General features: G+C 63.4%; 16 protein-coding genes. 9 read left to right on the forward strand and 7 right to left on the reverse strand.

Annotation, left to right across the window (positions count from 1 at the left end; translation table 11 throughout):
* The first annotated feature begins 104 nt into the window (after nucleotides 1-104).
* Complete coding sequence (purE, locus tag NKJ23_RS02250) at nucleotides 105-602, forward strand: 5-(carboxyamino)imidazole ribonucleotide mutase (RefSeq protein ID WP_023678468.1); 498 nt, start codon at nucleotides 105-107, stop codon at nucleotides 600-602.
* Nucleotides 599-1,675, forward strand: coding sequence for a 5-(carboxyamino)imidazole ribonucleotide synthase (locus tag NKJ23_RS02255; protein WP_352677898.1), 1,077 nt, complete (start codon nucleotides 599-601; stop codon nucleotides 1,673-1,675). Before purE ends, NKJ23_RS02255 begins: the two co-directional genes overlap by 4 nt.
* Nucleotides 1,676-1,767: 92 nt before the next feature.
* Here the strand turns inward: NKJ23_RS02255 and NKJ23_RS02260 are convergent, their stop codons facing one another.
* Nucleotides 1,768-2,190, reverse strand: a complete 423-nt coding sequence (locus tag NKJ23_RS02260; RefSeq protein ID WP_352574774.1) for a lysozyme inhibitor LprI family protein — start codon at nucleotides 2,188-2,190, stop codon at nucleotides 1,768-1,770.
* 235 nt (nucleotides 2,191-2,425) lie between these two features.
* Here NKJ23_RS02260 and ykgO point away from each other — a divergent pair, with 235 nt between their 5' ends.
* Together ykgO and NKJ23_RS02270 are read left to right on the forward strand one after the other, a co-directional pair.
* A complete protein-coding gene (gene ykgO, locus NKJ23_RS02265; RefSeq protein WP_006203764.1) occupies nucleotides 2,426-2,551 on the forward strand; it encodes a type B 50S ribosomal protein L36 in 126 nt (41 codons plus the stop codon).
* A gap of 94 nt (nucleotides 2,552-2,645) precedes the next feature.
* Entirely contained in the window at nucleotides 2,646-3,245 is a 600-nt protein-coding gene (locus NKJ23_RS02270; protein ID WP_352574772.1) for a tetratricopeptide repeat protein, read from the forward strand.
* A 118-nt stretch (nucleotides 3,246-3,363) separates the two neighbouring features.
* On the opposite strand, the gene NKJ23_RS02275 is transcribed toward NKJ23_RS02270, so the two are convergent.
* The 3 genes from NKJ23_RS02275 to NKJ23_RS02285 all read right to left on the reverse strand — a co-directional run bounded on the left by NKJ23_RS02275 (nucleotide 3,364) and on the right by NKJ23_RS02285 (nucleotide 6,535).
* Nucleotides 3,364-4,446: an NAD(P)H-dependent flavin oxidoreductase gene (locus tag NKJ23_RS02275; protein ID WP_352574770.1), complete on the reverse strand. Its 1,083-nt coding sequence runs from the start codon at nucleotides 4,444-4,446 to the stop codon at nucleotides 3,364-3,366.
* Nucleotides 4,447-4,661: 215 nt separating this feature from the next.
* The gene (gene pyk / locus NKJ23_RS02280; protein ID WP_352452495.1) at nucleotides 4,662-6,092 is read right to left on the reverse strand and encodes a pyruvate kinase; all 1,431 of its coding nucleotides are present in this window, start codon (nucleotides 6,090-6,092) and stop codon (nucleotides 4,662-4,664) included.
* On the reverse strand, nucleotides 6,089-6,535 hold the full coding sequence (locus NKJ23_RS02285) for a DUF1036 domain-containing protein (protein WP_502894514.1): 447 nt from the start codon (nucleotides 6,533-6,535) through the stop codon (nucleotides 6,089-6,091). The genes pyk and NKJ23_RS02285 overlap by 4 nt, the downstream gene beginning before the upstream one ends.
* A 285-nt stretch (nucleotides 6,536-6,820) precedes the next feature.
* On the opposite strand from NKJ23_RS02285, the gene NKJ23_RS02290 reads away from it, so the two are divergent.
* The 4 genes from NKJ23_RS02290 (at nucleotide 6,821) to NKJ23_RS02305 (ending at nucleotide 9,806) form a co-directional block, all read left to right on the forward strand.
* Nucleotides 6,821-7,618 (forward strand): N-formylglutamate amidohydrolase, encoded by a 798-nt coding sequence (locus NKJ23_RS02290; protein ID WP_352677899.1) that lies wholly within the window; start codon nucleotides 6,821-6,823, stop codon nucleotides 7,616-7,618.
* Between the two features lie 26 nt (nucleotides 7,619-7,644).
* On the forward strand, nucleotides 7,645-7,953 hold the full coding sequence (locus NKJ23_RS02295) for a DUF1244 domain-containing protein (protein ID WP_352574766.1): 309 nt from the start codon (nucleotides 7,645-7,647) through the stop codon (nucleotides 7,951-7,953).
* Between the two features lie 63 nt (nucleotides 7,954-8,016).
* Nucleotides 8,017-8,478, forward strand: coding sequence for a cupin domain-containing protein (locus NKJ23_RS02300; RefSeq protein WP_352574764.1), 462 nt, complete (start codon nucleotides 8,017-8,019; stop codon nucleotides 8,476-8,478).
* Between the two features lie 146 nt (nucleotides 8,479-8,624).
* Nucleotides 8,625-9,806: an MFS transporter gene (locus tag NKJ23_RS02305; protein WP_352677901.1), complete on the forward strand. Its 1,182-nt coding sequence runs from the start codon at nucleotides 8,625-8,627 to the stop codon at nucleotides 9,804-9,806.
* On the opposite strand, the gene NKJ23_RS02310 is transcribed toward NKJ23_RS02305, so the two are convergent.
* The gene (locus NKJ23_RS02310) at nucleotides 9,764-10,675 is read right to left on the reverse strand and encodes a LysR family transcriptional regulator (protein ID WP_352572004.1); all 912 of its coding nucleotides are present in this window, start codon (nucleotides 10,673-10,675) and stop codon (nucleotides 9,764-9,766) included. The two genes, NKJ23_RS02305 and NKJ23_RS02310, sit on opposite strands and share 43 nt — an antisense overlap.
* 93 nt (nucleotides 10,676-10,768) lie before the next feature.
* Between NKJ23_RS02310 and NKJ23_RS02315 the strand changes: the two genes are divergently transcribed.
* Nucleotides 10,769-11,740: an SDR family oxidoreductase gene (locus tag NKJ23_RS02315; protein WP_352574760.1), complete on the forward strand. Its 972-nt coding sequence runs from the start codon at nucleotides 10,769-10,771 to the stop codon at nucleotides 11,738-11,740.
* Nucleotides 11,741-11,793: 53 nt separating this feature from the next.
* On the opposite strand, the gene NKJ23_RS02320 is transcribed toward NKJ23_RS02315, so the two are convergent.
* Both NKJ23_RS02320 and NKJ23_RS02325 read right to left on the reverse strand, forming a co-directional pair.
* A complete protein-coding gene (locus tag NKJ23_RS02320; protein ID WP_023678456.1) occupies nucleotides 11,794-11,952 on the reverse strand; it encodes a DUF3309 family protein in 159 nt (52 codons plus the stop codon).
* A 99-nt stretch (nucleotides 11,953-12,051) separates the two neighbouring features.
* A complete protein-coding gene (locus NKJ23_RS02325) occupies nucleotides 12,052-15,228 on the reverse strand; it encodes an efflux RND transporter permease subunit (protein ID WP_352677902.1) in 3,177 nt (1,058 codons plus the stop codon).

A 15,228-nucleotide genomic window follows, 5' to 3' on the forward strand; every position in this document is an offset into this window, starting at 1 on the left:
CGACGTTCGCAAATTTCAAACTGAGACACTACCCGTTTCGGGCCATCCTTGCTGTTCCACCCGAATTCCGCTAATGCGCGCTTTTGCCGCCGGAGAGCAGAAGCTTGGACGATCACCGCGCCGACGTCGCCATCATCATGGGCAGCCAGTCCGACTGGGCGACGATGCGCCACGCCGCCGAAACGCTTGAGGCGCTTGGAATTCCGCACAAGCGCCTGATCGTCTCGGCCCACCGCACGCCCGACCGGCTCTATGACTTCGCCAAGGGCGCCAAGGCGGCCGGCTACAAGGTGATCATCGCCGGTGCCGGCGGTGCGGCGCATCTGCCCGGCATGACGGCGGCGATGACGCCGCTACCGGTGTTCGGCGTGCCGGTGGAATCGAAGACGCTGTCCGGCCAGGATTCGCTGCTTTCGATCGTGCAGATGCCGGCCGGCATTCCGGTCGGCACTTTGGCCATCGGCAAGGCCGGCGCTGCCAACGCTGCCCTTCTGGCCGCCGCGGTGCTGGCGCTGAGCGACGAAAAGCTCGCCGCCCGGCTGGATAGCTGGCGCGCCGCGCAGACCGCCAAGGTGGCCGCCGAGCCCACGGACGCGCCGTGAGCCTGCCGGCGGGATCGAGCATCGGCATCATCGGCGGCGGCCAGCTTGGCCGCATGCTGGCGATGGCCGCGGCCCGCCTCGGCTACCGCATCGTCGTGCTGGAGCCGCAGCCGGATTGCCCGGCGGCACAGGTCGCCAACCGGCAGATCGTCGCCGCCTATGACGACGCGGCCGCGCTTAGCGAGCTGGCTGCGGCCAGTGCCGTCGTTACTTATGAATTCGAGAACGTACCGGTCGCGGCCGCCGCGGCACTTGCCTCTACGGTGCCGGTCTATCCGCCGGCACGCGCACTGGAAGTGGCGCAGGACCGGCTGGCGGAAAAGAAATTCCTCAACGGCATCGGCATACCGACCGCGGATTTCAGCCCCGTCGACAATGACGAGGAACTGACGGCTGCGCTGAAACAGTTCAACGGCAGCGGCATATTGAAGACGCGCCGCATGGGCTATGACGGCAAGGGCCAGCGTGTCTTCCGCAACATGGAAACAGGCGGCTTTGCCGGCACTTGCGAGGCGATGGGCAACGTGCCGTTGATCCTGGAATCCTTCGTCACCTTCGAGCGCGAGATTTCGGTGATCGGCGCCCGCGGCATCGACGGTTCGCTCGCCGCCTACGATCCGGCCTGGAATGTCCATCGCAACGGTATTCTGCACAGCTCGACGCTGCCGGCCGGGGTGAAGTCCGAGACGGCGGCTGCGGCTCAAGCGGCGGCGGCCGAGATACTCGCGGCGCTCGACTATGTCGGTGTCATCGGCGTCGAATTCTTTGTCCTCGCCGACGGTTCGCTGCTGGCCAACGAGATCGCGCCGCGCGTCCATAATTCCGGCCACTGGACGGAGGCCGCCTGCACCATCTCGCAATTCGAACAGCATATTCGAGCCGTCGCCGGCCTGCCGCTGGGAAGTCCCGCCCGGCAGTTCGACTGCGTCATGGAAAACCTGATCGGCGACGATGTCAGGCGCGTTCCTGATCTGCTCGCCGAGCCCGATCTGATGCTGCACCTCTATGGCAAGGCCGAGGCGCGGCCCGGCCGCAAGATGGGCCATTTTACGCGCGTGAGCCGCCGCAGCTAGAGCATGATCCCGAACCGAAGGTCCGCGCTAGCGAAAAGTGGAATCCGGTTTTCGGAAAAGATCATGCTCAAACACAAAGTTAGAACCTACGCTTACTGGATTTCGCCGCTCTCGTCCTCGTCGGGGCTGGCGCAGCTCACATCGCCTTCCGCGCAGGTCGAATCGGCGGTGAGCTGTTTGGTGCGATCGTCGGTCAGCCGCGTCAGGCATTCCGATATCAGCATCGGATAGATCGAGCCGCCTTCGCTGTCCGCGGCGGAATAGCTGCATTCCGCGTCGCGAAAAGCGATCCAGGCGCGCTGCGCCGTCTGCAACAGCTTCCTGGCTTTTGCGTCACTTCCGCCGATGAGATCCCGGTAGGCCTTGTTGAGCTTGGCGTCGGCGGATTTGTAGTCCGCGTCGGCGCAGATGTTCATCATCTGCTGGCTGTCGTCGTTGCGGTCGCATTCCTGCGCATAGGCAACAGAACCTGCCGCGAGGACGACAAGACAGGCGGACACAAGAATTCGGCGCATGACGATCTCCAATTCGCAACCGCATCATTCCAGCCGTCTCAACCCTGCGCAACGCCGCAAGACGCCAGTGGCGGATATTTGATGATACGAAACGGTCCGTATCGTTTAGGCAACGCGCTTGCGGTTGACACGGGCAACGCTCCTCGTCTATGAGCCACGCACAGTTCAAAGGCGCGTCTGTGGGCGCGCCTTAATAATTCGGCCCGTGACCGGGCCCAGACCGACGGGCAAGACCATGAAAATCAAGAATTCGCTTAAGGCGTTGAAGGCGCGTCACCGCGACAACCAGCTGGTTCGTCGCAAGGGCCGCATCTACATCATCAACAAGACCGCGCCGCGCTACAAGGCGCGCCAGGGTTGAGTTTTCGACGGAGGCTGCGCGCCTCCGTTCGCATGATACGACTCTCACGCTAAATTCAGTTTGACGATCCGGCGTCGGGGGCTAGATTCCCGCGATGCGGATTCTTTTTGCATTTTTCACGGCTTTCCTCGTTTCCGGCGCTGTCTCGCTGCCGGCGTGGGCTGAAGATCCGACCACAACTCCGCCGACAGCACCTCCGGTCGTCAAGACGAAACAGGCGCGGCTCGATCAGCTGTTTGCCGATCTCAAGCGCGAACGCAACGAAAAGGCGGCCGAGCGCATCGCCGGACGGATCGGCAGCGAGTGGTCCCAGTCGGGCAGCGCCTCTATCGACCTGATGATGCAATGGTCGCAGAAGGCGATCGAAAACCAGAAATTCGATGTTGCACTCGATTTCCTCGATCAGGTGGTGACTTTGCAGCCGACCTATGCGGAAGGCTGGAACCGGCGCGCCACTGTTCATTTCGTGATGAAGAACTACGGGAAGTCGATGGCGGACATCGACCGCACCCTGCAGCTCGAACCACGCCATTTCGGCGCGCTTTCGGGCCTGGCTCAGATCATGGCCGAAACCGGCCACAAGCAGTCGGCACTTGAGGCCTGGCAGCGCGTGCTCGGCATCTACCCAATGATGCGCAGCGCCCAGGACCAGGTCGCCGCACTTTCCGAGGAGCTTGCCGGCGAAGGCATTTGAGACCAGTAAGGGAGTAGGGGAATAGGGGAGTAAGGTAGTATGTGAGAGGTGCAGATTGCACTGCGGAACACATGCGCCCTACTCCCCTACTCCCCTACTCCCCTACTCCCCTACTCCCCTACTCCCCTACTCCCCTATAGGCCCGATCTATGCCGTTTGCTTCCGTGACGAGTTTCTCCACAAGGGCGGCGGCCGGCATCTCCCGCAGCTTCGCAACGCCCTGCCCGGCCCAAGTGGGCAAGAAGTCAGCCCGCTTGCTTTCATCCTTTGCCATCGAAAGCGGCATGACCAGACTCGCCTGCAGCGGAAACGCCAACGCTGCATCTTCCTCACCAGCCATTTCCATCACAAACCGGTTGCGCACCACGCGCGCTGGGCGGCCAGTGAAGCAGCGAGTCACCGACGTGCTCTCGTCGTTGGCCGAGCGCAATGCTGCGCGATAGACTGGCTGCACATTGGCTTCAGGACAGGCCAGGAAAGCCGTGCCGATCTGCACACCAGATGCACCAAGTGCAAAGCTGGCAGCAATGCCGCGACCGTCGAAGATACCGCCAGCGGCAATTACAGGCACCCGCACGGCATCAACAATCTGCGGTACGAGTGCCATAGTGCCGGCTGTGCCGATAGCAGGGTCGCCAGTGAATGTGCCGCGATGCCCACCCGCCTCGTATCCCTGGGCGACAATGGCGTCCACCCCTCCTGCCTCAAGCTGGCGCGCTTCCGAGACGGTGGTGGCCGAACACAAGACAGTACAGCCGGCCGCCTTCAACTGCTGCACAATTGCGGTGTCGGGTAGACCGAAGTGGAAGCTGACCACCTTGGGGCGCAGCTCGAGCACAATTTCGAGACGCTCACGATCGAAGGTGGGGAAGGGCTCGCCCGGCTCGGGCACCGGTCCGAGGCCGACCTCCTCATAGCAGCCGCAAAGGCGGTCTCGCATACTTTGGGCTGCCGCATCATCGTGTATCGGCGCCGGGTGCGCAAAGAAGTTGACGTTGATCGGACGATTGGTGGCGTGCTGTGTCGCCGTGAGCTGCTCGCGGATAGCCGCCGCAGGCAGAATGCCGCATGCGAGCGAGCCAAGTGCCCCGGCATTGCTGACTGCTGCCGCCAGTTCCGGCGTGGTGATGCCGCTCATCGGCGCCTGGATTATCGGGTGCTCAATGCCGAGGAGTTCCAGAAGATCAGTGCGCATCCACATTGGATCACCCTCCTCTTTCTCCCTGGATAGATTACCTTAACTGACTTCCAGCTCAAGTCGGATAGGGCCTTCGAACCGCTTCACGGCCGGTCACAGGCTGATGCAAGCTGGCGGAGTTCGGCGTCTATCCTAACCCGACTGCCGTCGATGCGCCCGGCTGGCGCCGTGTCTACGACGCGCCATGCAGCCGGCCTATCCGGCAGCCGCGGCCGACATTAGCGGCCGACTTCCGATCCGACATAGGCGATGCGCAGCATGTTGGTCGAACCGGGCGTCCTGAGCGGCACGCCGGCCGTGATGATGACGCGGTCGCCGGGCTTGCCGAAACCTTCGTCGAAGGCGATGCGGCAGGCGCGATCGACCATGTCGTCGAGGTCGATGGCATCGGGAGAAACGACGCAATGCGTGCCCCACAACAGCGACAGCCGCCGCGCCGTGTTGAGGATCGGCGACAGTGCGACGATCGGCACTTGCGGCCGCTCACGCGCGGCGCGCAGGCCGGTTGTACCCGAGGCCGTGTAGGTGATGATGGCCGACAGCTTCAGCGTCTCGGCGATCTCGCGGGCAGCAAGCGAAATGGCGTCGGCGCCGGTCGCTTCCGGTTCCGAGCGCTGCGCGTTGATGATGCCGGCATAGGTCGGGTCGGTTTCGACCTTGGTGGCGATCCGGTTCATCATCGCCACCGCTTCGACCGGGTAGGCGCCGGCGGCGGACTCCGCCGAAAGCATGATCGCGTCGGCGCCTTCAAACACGGCGATCGAGACGTCCGAGACTTCGGCGCGGGTCGGCACCGGCGCGGTGATCATCGATTCCAGCATCTGCGTGGCAACTACCACAGGCTTGCCGGCGCGGCGGGCGGCGCGGGTGATCTGCTTCTGAATGCCAGGCACGGCTTCGAGAGGCATCTCGACGCCGAGATCGCCGCGGGCGACCATCAGCGCATCCGAAAGCTCGATGATCTCGGCCAGCCGGGCGACGGCCTGCGGCTTTTCGATCTTGGCCATGATCAGTGCCCGGCCGCGTGCGATCTTGCGCGCCTCGGCCAGGTCCTCGGGCCGCTGCACGAAGGACAGCGCCACCCAGTCGACGCCGGTCGCCAGAACCGCGTCGAGATCCCGGCGGTCCTTTTCCGTCAGCGCGCCGACCGGCAGGTCGGTGTCGGGCAGGCTGACGCCCTTCTTGTCGGAAATGGTGGTGCCGGCGACGACGGTGCAGACGATCGCCTTGCCGTTGCTGCTGACCGCCTTGAGCTCGAGCTTGCCGTCGTCGATCAGCAGGCGATGACCAGCCTCGACCGAACGCAGGATTTCGGGATGCGGCAGGTAGACCCTCGTCGAATTGCCGGGCTCCGGATTGTCATCGAGCGTAAAGGTCTGGCCGACGGTCAGCACCTCTTTGCCGTTGGCGAATTTGCCGACGCGCAGCTTTGGCCCTTGCAGGTCGGCGAGAACGCCGATCGGCCGGCCGACCGCCTCCTCGACGGCACGAATGCGGCCGACAAGCGTACGCATCAATTCATGGTCGGTGTGGCTCATATTGATGCGGAACACGTCGGCGCCGGCTTCGAACAGCTTCTTCAGCATCTCCTCGGACGAGGAGGCCGGACCGATGGTGGCGAGGATCTTGACCTTGCGGCTGCGTCTCATTGACTGTTTGTTCCCGGGGCGGCTGGAGCGCCATCCGTTGCGGGCTCGTCAGTCAGCTGGACCATCCAGCTTGCCTGCTCGCCCGTGTCATATTCCTGGAATCCGGCGCGCTGAAAGCCCCGGGCGACGCAATCGGTAACGCCGGCGATCTTGAACTCTTTTTCGGCCACGCACATGTTGATCGGGCCATCCCAGCGTCCGCCGCGCTCGGCGTCTTCTGCATAAAGATAGTAAAACCTTGATGACAACGGTCCCTCGATCAGCGTCTTGCAGCTCGATCCTTCGATGTGCCACCAGCCTTCGGTGATCCAGCCGGCTTTGGCGCGATAGCCGATGCCGACACCGACCAGGTTCTGCGTGGCGTTGCAGACCCGGAAATCGGCCCGTGCCGGCGAGGCCGAAATCACCGCGAAAAGACCCATGGCCGGTACCAGGAGCGGCATGGCCAAGGCGTGGCGCACACGCAGCCTGCCGGCGAAACCCATCCTGAAACCCCTCAAGAACCACATTTGCATCTCTCAACGCCCCTTTTCGGAAAAGTCGGTACGCATGTCAACGCGCCGATCTGTCCAATTCCAATCGATTTAGAAGGCTCTGGCGCGCTTGCGGTCGCCCCTGCTCAGTTTTTTGGCAGAAACCGTGGCCAAACAACGGCATTGCGCAAGCGTTCTCTTCGTGGAATGACGATACCACCTCCCCGAAAGCCAGCGAACAGACCTTTCCCGCCAATGACCCGATCCACAGTTTTCGCGCCTTTCGATATCGTCGAAGGCGATCGCAAGCGCGGCATGGTGCTTCTGGCCGATCACGCCCGCCGCGACCTGCCGGAGGAGTATGGCAGTCTCGGCCTGCCGGCGGCGGAGTTCGACCGCCACATCGCCTACGACATCGGCGTCGAGACTGTAACCCGCGAACTCGCAAGTCTGCTCGGCGTTCCGGCGGTGCTTGCCAATTTTTCGCGACTGCTGATCGACCCCAATCGCGGCGAAGACGATCCAACGCTGATTCGCCAGCTCTATGACGGCACCGTCATCCCGGGAAATTATCCCATGGCCCCGGAGGAGCGCGAAAGACGGCTGGGCCGCTTTTACCGCCCCTATCATGATGCCGTCGGCGCCATGATCGCCTCTGTGGCGCGAGCATCCGCGCGGGCACCCTTCATCTTTTCGGTGCATTCCTTCACACCGACCATGCAGGGATTCGTGCGGCCGTGGCACGTCGGCATATTGTGGGACCTGGACGACCGCGTTGCGCGGCCGCTGATCGACATGCTCGCCGAGGACAAAAGCCTCATCGTCGGCGACAACGAACCCTATGACGGCGCACTGCGCGGCGATACCATGTTCAGGCACGCCATCGTCAACGGCTTTGCCCATGCGCTGCTCGAGGTCCGCCAGGACCTGATCGCGGACCGCAAGCGTGCCCTCGCCTGGGCCGAACGGCTGGCGCCGATCGTTGACGCGATAGATCGACGTGCCGATATACATGCGGTGAAAATATTCGGCTCGCGCACCGGGCCGGTATGATGAGGCCCAAGGGAGGCCAACATGACATGACCGAACTCAGCGAAGAACAAAAGCGCGATTTCGAAGCCGCTGCCTTCCGCCGGCTGGTCGCGCATCTGCGCGAGCGTTCCGACGTACAGAACATCGACCTGATGAACCTCGCCGGCTTCTGCCGCAACTGCCTGTCCAACTGGTACCGCGACGCGGCGCAAGCCGAGGGTGTCGAACTCAGCAAGGACCGGTCGCGCGAAATCATCTACGGCATGCCCTATGCCGAGTGGCAGGCCCTGAACCAGATCGAGGCCTCCGACGCCAAGAAGGCCGAGTTCGAGGCAAGGCGCCCCAGGGACCACTAGGGTCACAATCCATCGCGCTGAACGACCTTCACGAATGGTTTGCCGCCAAATGGGAGGACTGCCGTGCCTAAGATTGACGTTGCCGACGTGCCCGGACGCAAGGGCTCATCCTATCCACCGCCGTTCGATGCACCCTGTGCCGAACGCGTGCGGCAGCGGCTAGGCAACGCAGGCGGGCTCACCGACTTCGGCATCAATCTCATGCGCCTGCCGCCGGGCAACTGGTCGAGCCAGCGCCACTGGCATTCGCACGAAGACGAATTCGTCTACGTGCTTGAAGGCGAGCTGACGCTCGTCGAAGATGCCGGCGAGACGGTGCTGCGCGCCGGTGATTGCGCGGCCTTTCCGAGAGGATCAGGCAACGGCCATCACATGATCAATAAATCGGGCGCGATGGCGATCTATCTCGAAGTCGGTTCGCGCCGGCCCGACGACGTCGCCACCTGCTCCGACATCGACATGATGAGCACCAACGCTGACGGCCGGTTTGTGCACAAGGATGGCGCGCCTTATCCCGAGCCGTAGGGATTTCGGAGTGGACCGCCGAGGTGGTTGGCCGACGCGAGAGGACGTAGCGTCTGGTCCAAGCACTTTCGGCGAAGAGCGCTTGACTGTGAATTGAATCGATCTAATTTGCCGCGCAACGCCATTTCCGGACCGGATTCTACCCGATGGACGCGCAGAAAATCACGCAGATCGCGATTCGTGGACGCTGGGCAGTGGCCGGCATCTTCCTCGCCAACGGCTTCTTGACCGGTAGTTGGGCGCCGCAGATCCCGGTGTTCCTGACGCGACTCGACATTTCGAAGTTCACGCTCGGCTTGCTGATTCTGTTGTTCGGTGCCGGCGCCGTCACTGCCATGACCTGGTGCGGCCATCTGATCTCGAAGCATGGCTCGCGCACGGTGCTGCGCTGGTTCGGACTTGCCGGCAGCTTCGGCCTTTTGGTTGTGGCTCTGGCCCCCAACGTGCCCCTTGCGGCCGTCGCCATGTTCATCTTCGGCGGTTCGATCGGCGGCATGGACGTCGCCATGAATGCCAATGCAGTGGCAGTTGAACGGCGGCTGTCCCGTGCCATCATGTCGTCCTCGCACGGCTTCTGGAGCCTTGGCGGTTTCGCCGGCGGCGCTTTGGGCGGTTTCGCCATCCAGAACTACGGTCACCTCGCCCATGCGACAGTGGTGACAGCTCTTGCCTTTGCCGTAATCGCCGTAGCGATCCGCTACCTGATCGCCGAGGACAAGCACCCGGTCGCCGAGCACCACAAATTCGCGCTGCCGGCAAACCCGCTGGTCTATCTGGTTGGGCTGATGGCGCTGCTGACGATGATCTCCGAAGGTGCGGTACTCGACTGGGCGGCGCTGTATCTCAGGCAGGAGCTCGGCGCCGATCTTGCCGTCGCAGGCCTGGCCTATGCCGCCTTTTCCGGAGTCATGGCCGTCATGCGCTTCCTCGGCGATGGCGTCCGCAACCGTTTCGGTGCCGTTACGACGTTGCGCGCCTCCGCCCTTGCCGCTGCTGCCGGCATGCTGGTGGCCGGGCTGGCTCCCTCGCCTTGGCTGGCCATTGCCGCCTTCGCCTTTTGCGGCCTCGGCATTGCCAACATGGTGCCGATCATTTTTTCGGCCGGCGGCAACCAGGAAGGCATGGCGTCCGGCACAGGCATGAGCGTCGTCACAACAATGGGTTACTCAGGCATTCTGGTGGCGCCGTCGGCGATCGGCTTCGTCGCCGAGCACTCGAGCTTCGGCCCGATCTTCGTCGCACTGTCCGGGCTGCTGGTCGTCGTGCTGTTGATGGCCGGCCTCGCTCACCGCGCCGAATTCGCTGCCGAGCCTGCACCGGCTGAATAGCGCTTGAACTCTTCGTAGAGGAAATCCGCGACGCGGCGGATGCGGACGCTGGTACGCACGTCGCGGTGCATGGCCAGCCACACCGGCAGCGTCGGCAGCGGGAGACCCGGCAGCACTGTCTCGACCAGCGGATCACGGTCGGCGAGCGGCTCCTGGCCAAAGCCGATGCCGTTTCCCGCCCGCACCGCTTCCCACAGCACGATCTGATTATCGGTCCTGAAGCGGAAGGCATTGCGGGCGAGCGGGACGCCGAACTGGGCAAAGCCGCGAATGATCTCGTCGCTGCGGTCGAAGCCGACCAGATCATGGCCGGCAAGATCGCGGGCCTCGCGCGGACGGCCACGCCGGTCCAGATAGGATTTTGCCGCGCAGGCGCGGAGCGGAATGTCGGTCACCTTGCGCGCGACCAGTTCATTCTGCGCCGGCTTGACCATGCGAATGGCGATATCGGCGTCGCGACGCAGCAGATTCTCGACCTGGTTCGAGGCGACGATCTCGACCTCGATGCCCGGCTCCTCGAACCCAAGCCTCGCTGTGATTTCCGGCAGCACATAGGCCGCCACCACTTCGCTGGCGGCAATGCGCACCGTACCCTCTATCGCCTCGACCGATCCCAGCGCCAGCAGCGAAAAGGCGCTCGCCTGCTCGCTCACCGCGCGGCCCCGTTCAAAGAGCGTGCTGCCCGCTTCCGTGAGCGCGTAGCCACGCCGCCCGCGCCGGAAGAGCGTGACACCGAGCGCCTGTTCCAGCTCGGTGATGTGGCGGCCGAGCGTCGGCTGGCTCGCGGCAAGTTTTCGCGCGGCGGCCGACAGGCTGCCGGTCTCCGCCACGGTGACGAAACTCTTGATCAGGTTCCAGTCAATATCCATCCAAAATTGAATATCATATCGCCAGCTTTAGTCAATTTCCATTCGCTTGCGAAGAAATCACATTGGGGTCATACGCAAACATGGAGACAAACAATGACCACGATCGCAATTCTCGGCGCCAATGGCCGCCTCGGCCGCACGGTCGCCAAGGCCTTCCTCGATGCCGGCTACGATGTCCGTGCCATCACCCGCAGCGGCAAGGTGCCGGCCGAGCTCAAAGGCGCTACGGCGATCGCCGGCGACGCGCTCGACCGTGCTGCGCTGATCCGCGCGACCGAAGGCGTCGATATCATTTTCAACGGCCTCAACCCGCTCTACACCGACTGGAGCAAATGCCTGCCGATGGCCGAGAATGTGATGGCTGCCTGCCGGGCGAACGGCGCACTGCATCTCTTCCCGGGCACCGTCTACAATTACGGCTCGCAGATGCCGGCGGTGATAGCCGAAGACACGCCGTTTCGCCCGACGACGGAAAAGGGCCGTATCCGCGTCGCCATGGAGGACCTGTTTCGCCGTGAGGCTGATGCAGGTCGAGTGCGCACGATTCTGCTGCGCGCTGGTGATTTCTTCGGCGGCACCGGCAGCGGATCGTGGTTCGATCTGGTTGTTGCCGCCAAGATGACCAAGGGCGTCTATACCGCCCCCGGGCCGGTCGATCTCGTGCATGAATGGGCCTATCTGCCCGACCTGGCCAAGACCTTCGTCGGGCTGGCTGACAATCTCGACAAGCTCGGCTTCTACGAGGCGCTGAACTTTCCCGGTCATGCGGTGACCGACCTGCAGATCAAGGCGGCCGCGGAGAAGGCGCTCGGGCGCTCGCTGAAACTGACGTCGATGCCGTGGTGGGTGCTGCGTGCCGGCGGCCCGTTCGTGGCGATGTGGCGCGAGATCGTTTCGATGTCCTATCTCCGCTTCGAGCCGCACCGGCTGGTTTCAGGCAGGCTGGAAAGCGTTATCGGTACGATCCCGCACACGCCGCTGGAAGATGCAGTGTCGGAAGCGCTTGAGGATATCGCCATCGCCACGATCAAGACGACGCAAAAAGCTGCCCAACAAGGAACTTAAAAAAGGCGGATGGCCTGATGGTCATCCGCCGCTGTTCGGGAGGAAGGTTGCGCTCAGATCCGGCCCATCAACAGCAGCACCAGGACAACGATCAGGATGACGCCGACGATGCCGGATGGTCCGTAACCCCAGGACCGGGAATGCGGCCACGCCGGAACCGCGCCGATCAGAATAAGAATAAGGATAATGATGAGAATGGTGCTGATCGTCATCAGAAAATCCTCGCTTTGAGGTTGCAATGACGGAACAATGCAGAAGGCCGCCCATTGTTCCCGGGCGGCCTTTGCTTGATCAGGACGGCGATCCGGACTCTATTCGGCGGCCTTCGGGAAGGCGATCGCCGGTTCGGCGCCCAGATCGGCGTCCAGGCCTTTCGACGGGATTTCGGCCTTGCGACGCCCGAACAGGCGGCTGAACCAGCCCCGACGCGCGCCGGGTTTGATCTTGGCGCGAGTGAATACCATCAGCATCGACGGCGTCACCACCAGCGTCAGCACGGTGGCGAAGGACAGCCCGAAGACGATCGCCGAGGACAGCGAAATCCACCATTGCGTCGACGGCGCGTTGATCGTCGTCTCGTGATGAAAGATTTCGAGGCCGAGGCCGAAGGCGATCGGCAGCACGCCGAGGATCGCCGACACCGCCGTCAGCACCACCGGGCGGGCACGCTCGCGGCAGGTCTGCAGAACGGCTTCGTATTTGTCCCAGCCCTCTTCGCGCAACCGGTCATAGGTGTCGATCAGCACGATGTTGTTGTTCACCACCACCCCGGCCAGCGCGATGACACCGATGCCCGACATGACGATGCCGAATGCCTCTCCCGTCAGCAGCAGCCCGAGAAACACGCCGATCGTCGCCATGACCACGCAGGACAGCACCAGCCAGACGCTGGTGAACTTGTTGAACTGCGCCAGAAGCACGATGAAGATCAGGAAGATCGCCGCACCGAAGGCTTTGCTGAGGAAGGCACCAGCCTCCGCGCTGTCCTCATTCGAACCGGCAAGCTTCCAGCGAATGCCGCTGCCGAGGTTCATGTCGGCGACAGCTTTGGTGACCTCCTGCTGGACGGCAGCCACCTGGGCGCCGGCAGCGACGTTGGCCTGGACGACGACCGTTCGCGCACCGTCGATGCGGTTGAGGATACCGACCGTCGGCTCCGGCTTGCGCACGACGAAGTTCGAGATCGGCACCGAGCCTTGCGCGGTCTGCACCCTGAGTTCGTCGAGCGTCGACAGCGTGCGTCGATCCTCGGGCAGACGCAGTCTGATGTCGACCGCATCATCGGCGCCGGCGGGCCGGTACTCGCTGAGCTTCAGCCCGTTGGTCACCAATTGCACCACCGTCCCGACCGCGGTTGGGCTGATGCCGTACTGCGCCGCCTTGGCGCGATCGACTTCAAGCGCCCAGTCGACGCCGGGCGGCGCCAGGCCGTCGGAAATATCGATGACGCCGGGCACCTTGGCAATGCGCGCGGCGACCGCGCGGGCCTTGTCGTCAAGGCCCTTCGGATCTACGGCCGAAAGCCTGATCTGGATCGGCTTGCCGGTAGGCGGGCCGGCTTCCGGCACGCGAACCTCGACGTCGACACCGGGAATGCCGGCCATAACGCCGCGCAGTTCGTCCAGGATTGAGTTCGCCGATTTACGCTCGCGCCAGTCGACGAATTCGTACTGGATCACGCCAACCACGTCTTCCGGAACATCCTGGCCGCCGCCCTGCGTCTTGCCGACACGGGTATAGACAGACTTTACGCCCGGCCAGCCGAGCAGCCGGTTTTCCGCGGTCTTGGTGGCCGCGTCCATTTCGGCAAGCGAAAGATTGCCGCGGGCGTGGACATAGAGCAGGCCGTAGTCAGGCTCGACATTCGGGAAGAATTCGACGCCGGCACCGAATTTCGAATAGGCGTAGCCGACGCCGAACAACAGCGCCACAGTGAGGACAAGCACGGTGATGGGATAATGCACCGCCTGCTTGACCACGGCCATGTACCAGCCGTCGCGATTGTCGTCGGGGTGATGGGCCGGCGCCTTGGCGAATATCGCGCCCAGCGTCGGCGCGAAGACCAGCGCATAGAGCATCGAGGCCGAGAGCGTCACGATCAGCGTGATCGGCATGTATTTCATGAAGTCGCCGATGATGCCCGGCCAGAACAACAGCGGCGAGAAGGCGGCAATGCGCGTCATCGTCGCCGCGATGACCGGGCCGGCCATGCGCTTGGCGGCAAGCGCGAACGCTTGCTCCTTCGGCATGCCCTCGCTCATGCGGCGCTCGGCGAATTCGGTGACGATGATGGCGTCGTCGACCAGCATGCCGACCGCCAGGATGAGGCTGAACAGCACGATCATGTTGATCGTGTAGCCCATCATTGCCAGCAACAGGATGCCGATCAGGAAGGATGAGGGGATGGCCAATCCGATCAGCAGCGAGGCACGGCCAGACAGCGCGTAGAGAATGACGATGAACACCAGGATCACGGCGATCATCACGTGGTTCTGCAAATCGCCGAGCAACTGGTTCACGAAGACGGACTTGTCTTGCGTGTAGGTGACGTGCATGCCCTCCGGCATCGTCTTGATGAAGGCGTCGGACACGTCCCTGACCTTGCCAATCGTATCGATCAGGTTGGAGCCGATGCGCTTCTTCACCTCGATGGCGATCGCCGGCTTGCCGTCGAGGCGGGTGACCGTCTCGGCGTCCTTGAATGTGGAGCGGATGGTGGCAATGTCCTTGGCCTGCACCACCGCATTGGGGCCGGCGACGACCGGAAGCGCCGCCACATCCTCTGGCGTCTCGATAAGCGACGGCACCTTGACCGCGTATTTGCCCTCGGATCCCTCGATGTTGCCGGCGGCGACAAGACTGTTGGAGGCGCCGACCGCACCGATCAACTGGTCGAGCTGCAGCCCGTAGGAAGACAGCTTCATCGGATCGATGACCACTTCGACGAGGTCGTCGCGCGCGCCCTGCAATGAGCCCTCGAGCACGCCCGGCACTTCCTCGATGCGGTCGCGCAGCTCGCGCGCCGCCGCCGTCAGCACGCGCTCGGGCACCTCGCCCGACAGCGTCACGACCAGGACGGGGAACTCGGAGATGTTGACCTCGGAGACCACGGGCTCCTCAGCCGCTTGCGGCAGGTCGGCCTTGCCGTCCTGCACCTTGCTGCGTGTGTCCTGCAGCGCGGTGGCGAGGTCCGTCTGTGGCTGGAATTCAACGAGCACATAACCGCCGCCCTGGAAGGCGGCCGACCGCATCTCCTTCAGGCCCTTCAGGCTCTTCAGCTTGGCTTCCATCGGCCGCAGCAGAAGGCGCTCGGAGTCTTCCGGCGAGATGCCCTGGTAGATCAGGCTGACATACATCATCGGAATCGGAACGTCCGGTTCCGCTTCCTTCGGCGTCGACTGGTAGGCGACCGCACCCGCAAGGATGAGAAAGACCAGGACCGCAATGGTCAGCCGGGCATTGCTGATTGCAAGTTTGACGATGTCCAT

The sequence above is a fragment of the Mesorhizobium sp. M0184 genome (assembly GCF_040322215.1).
Taxonomy (GTDB): domain Bacteria; phylum Pseudomonadota; class Alphaproteobacteria; order Rhizobiales; family Rhizobiaceae; genus Mesorhizobium.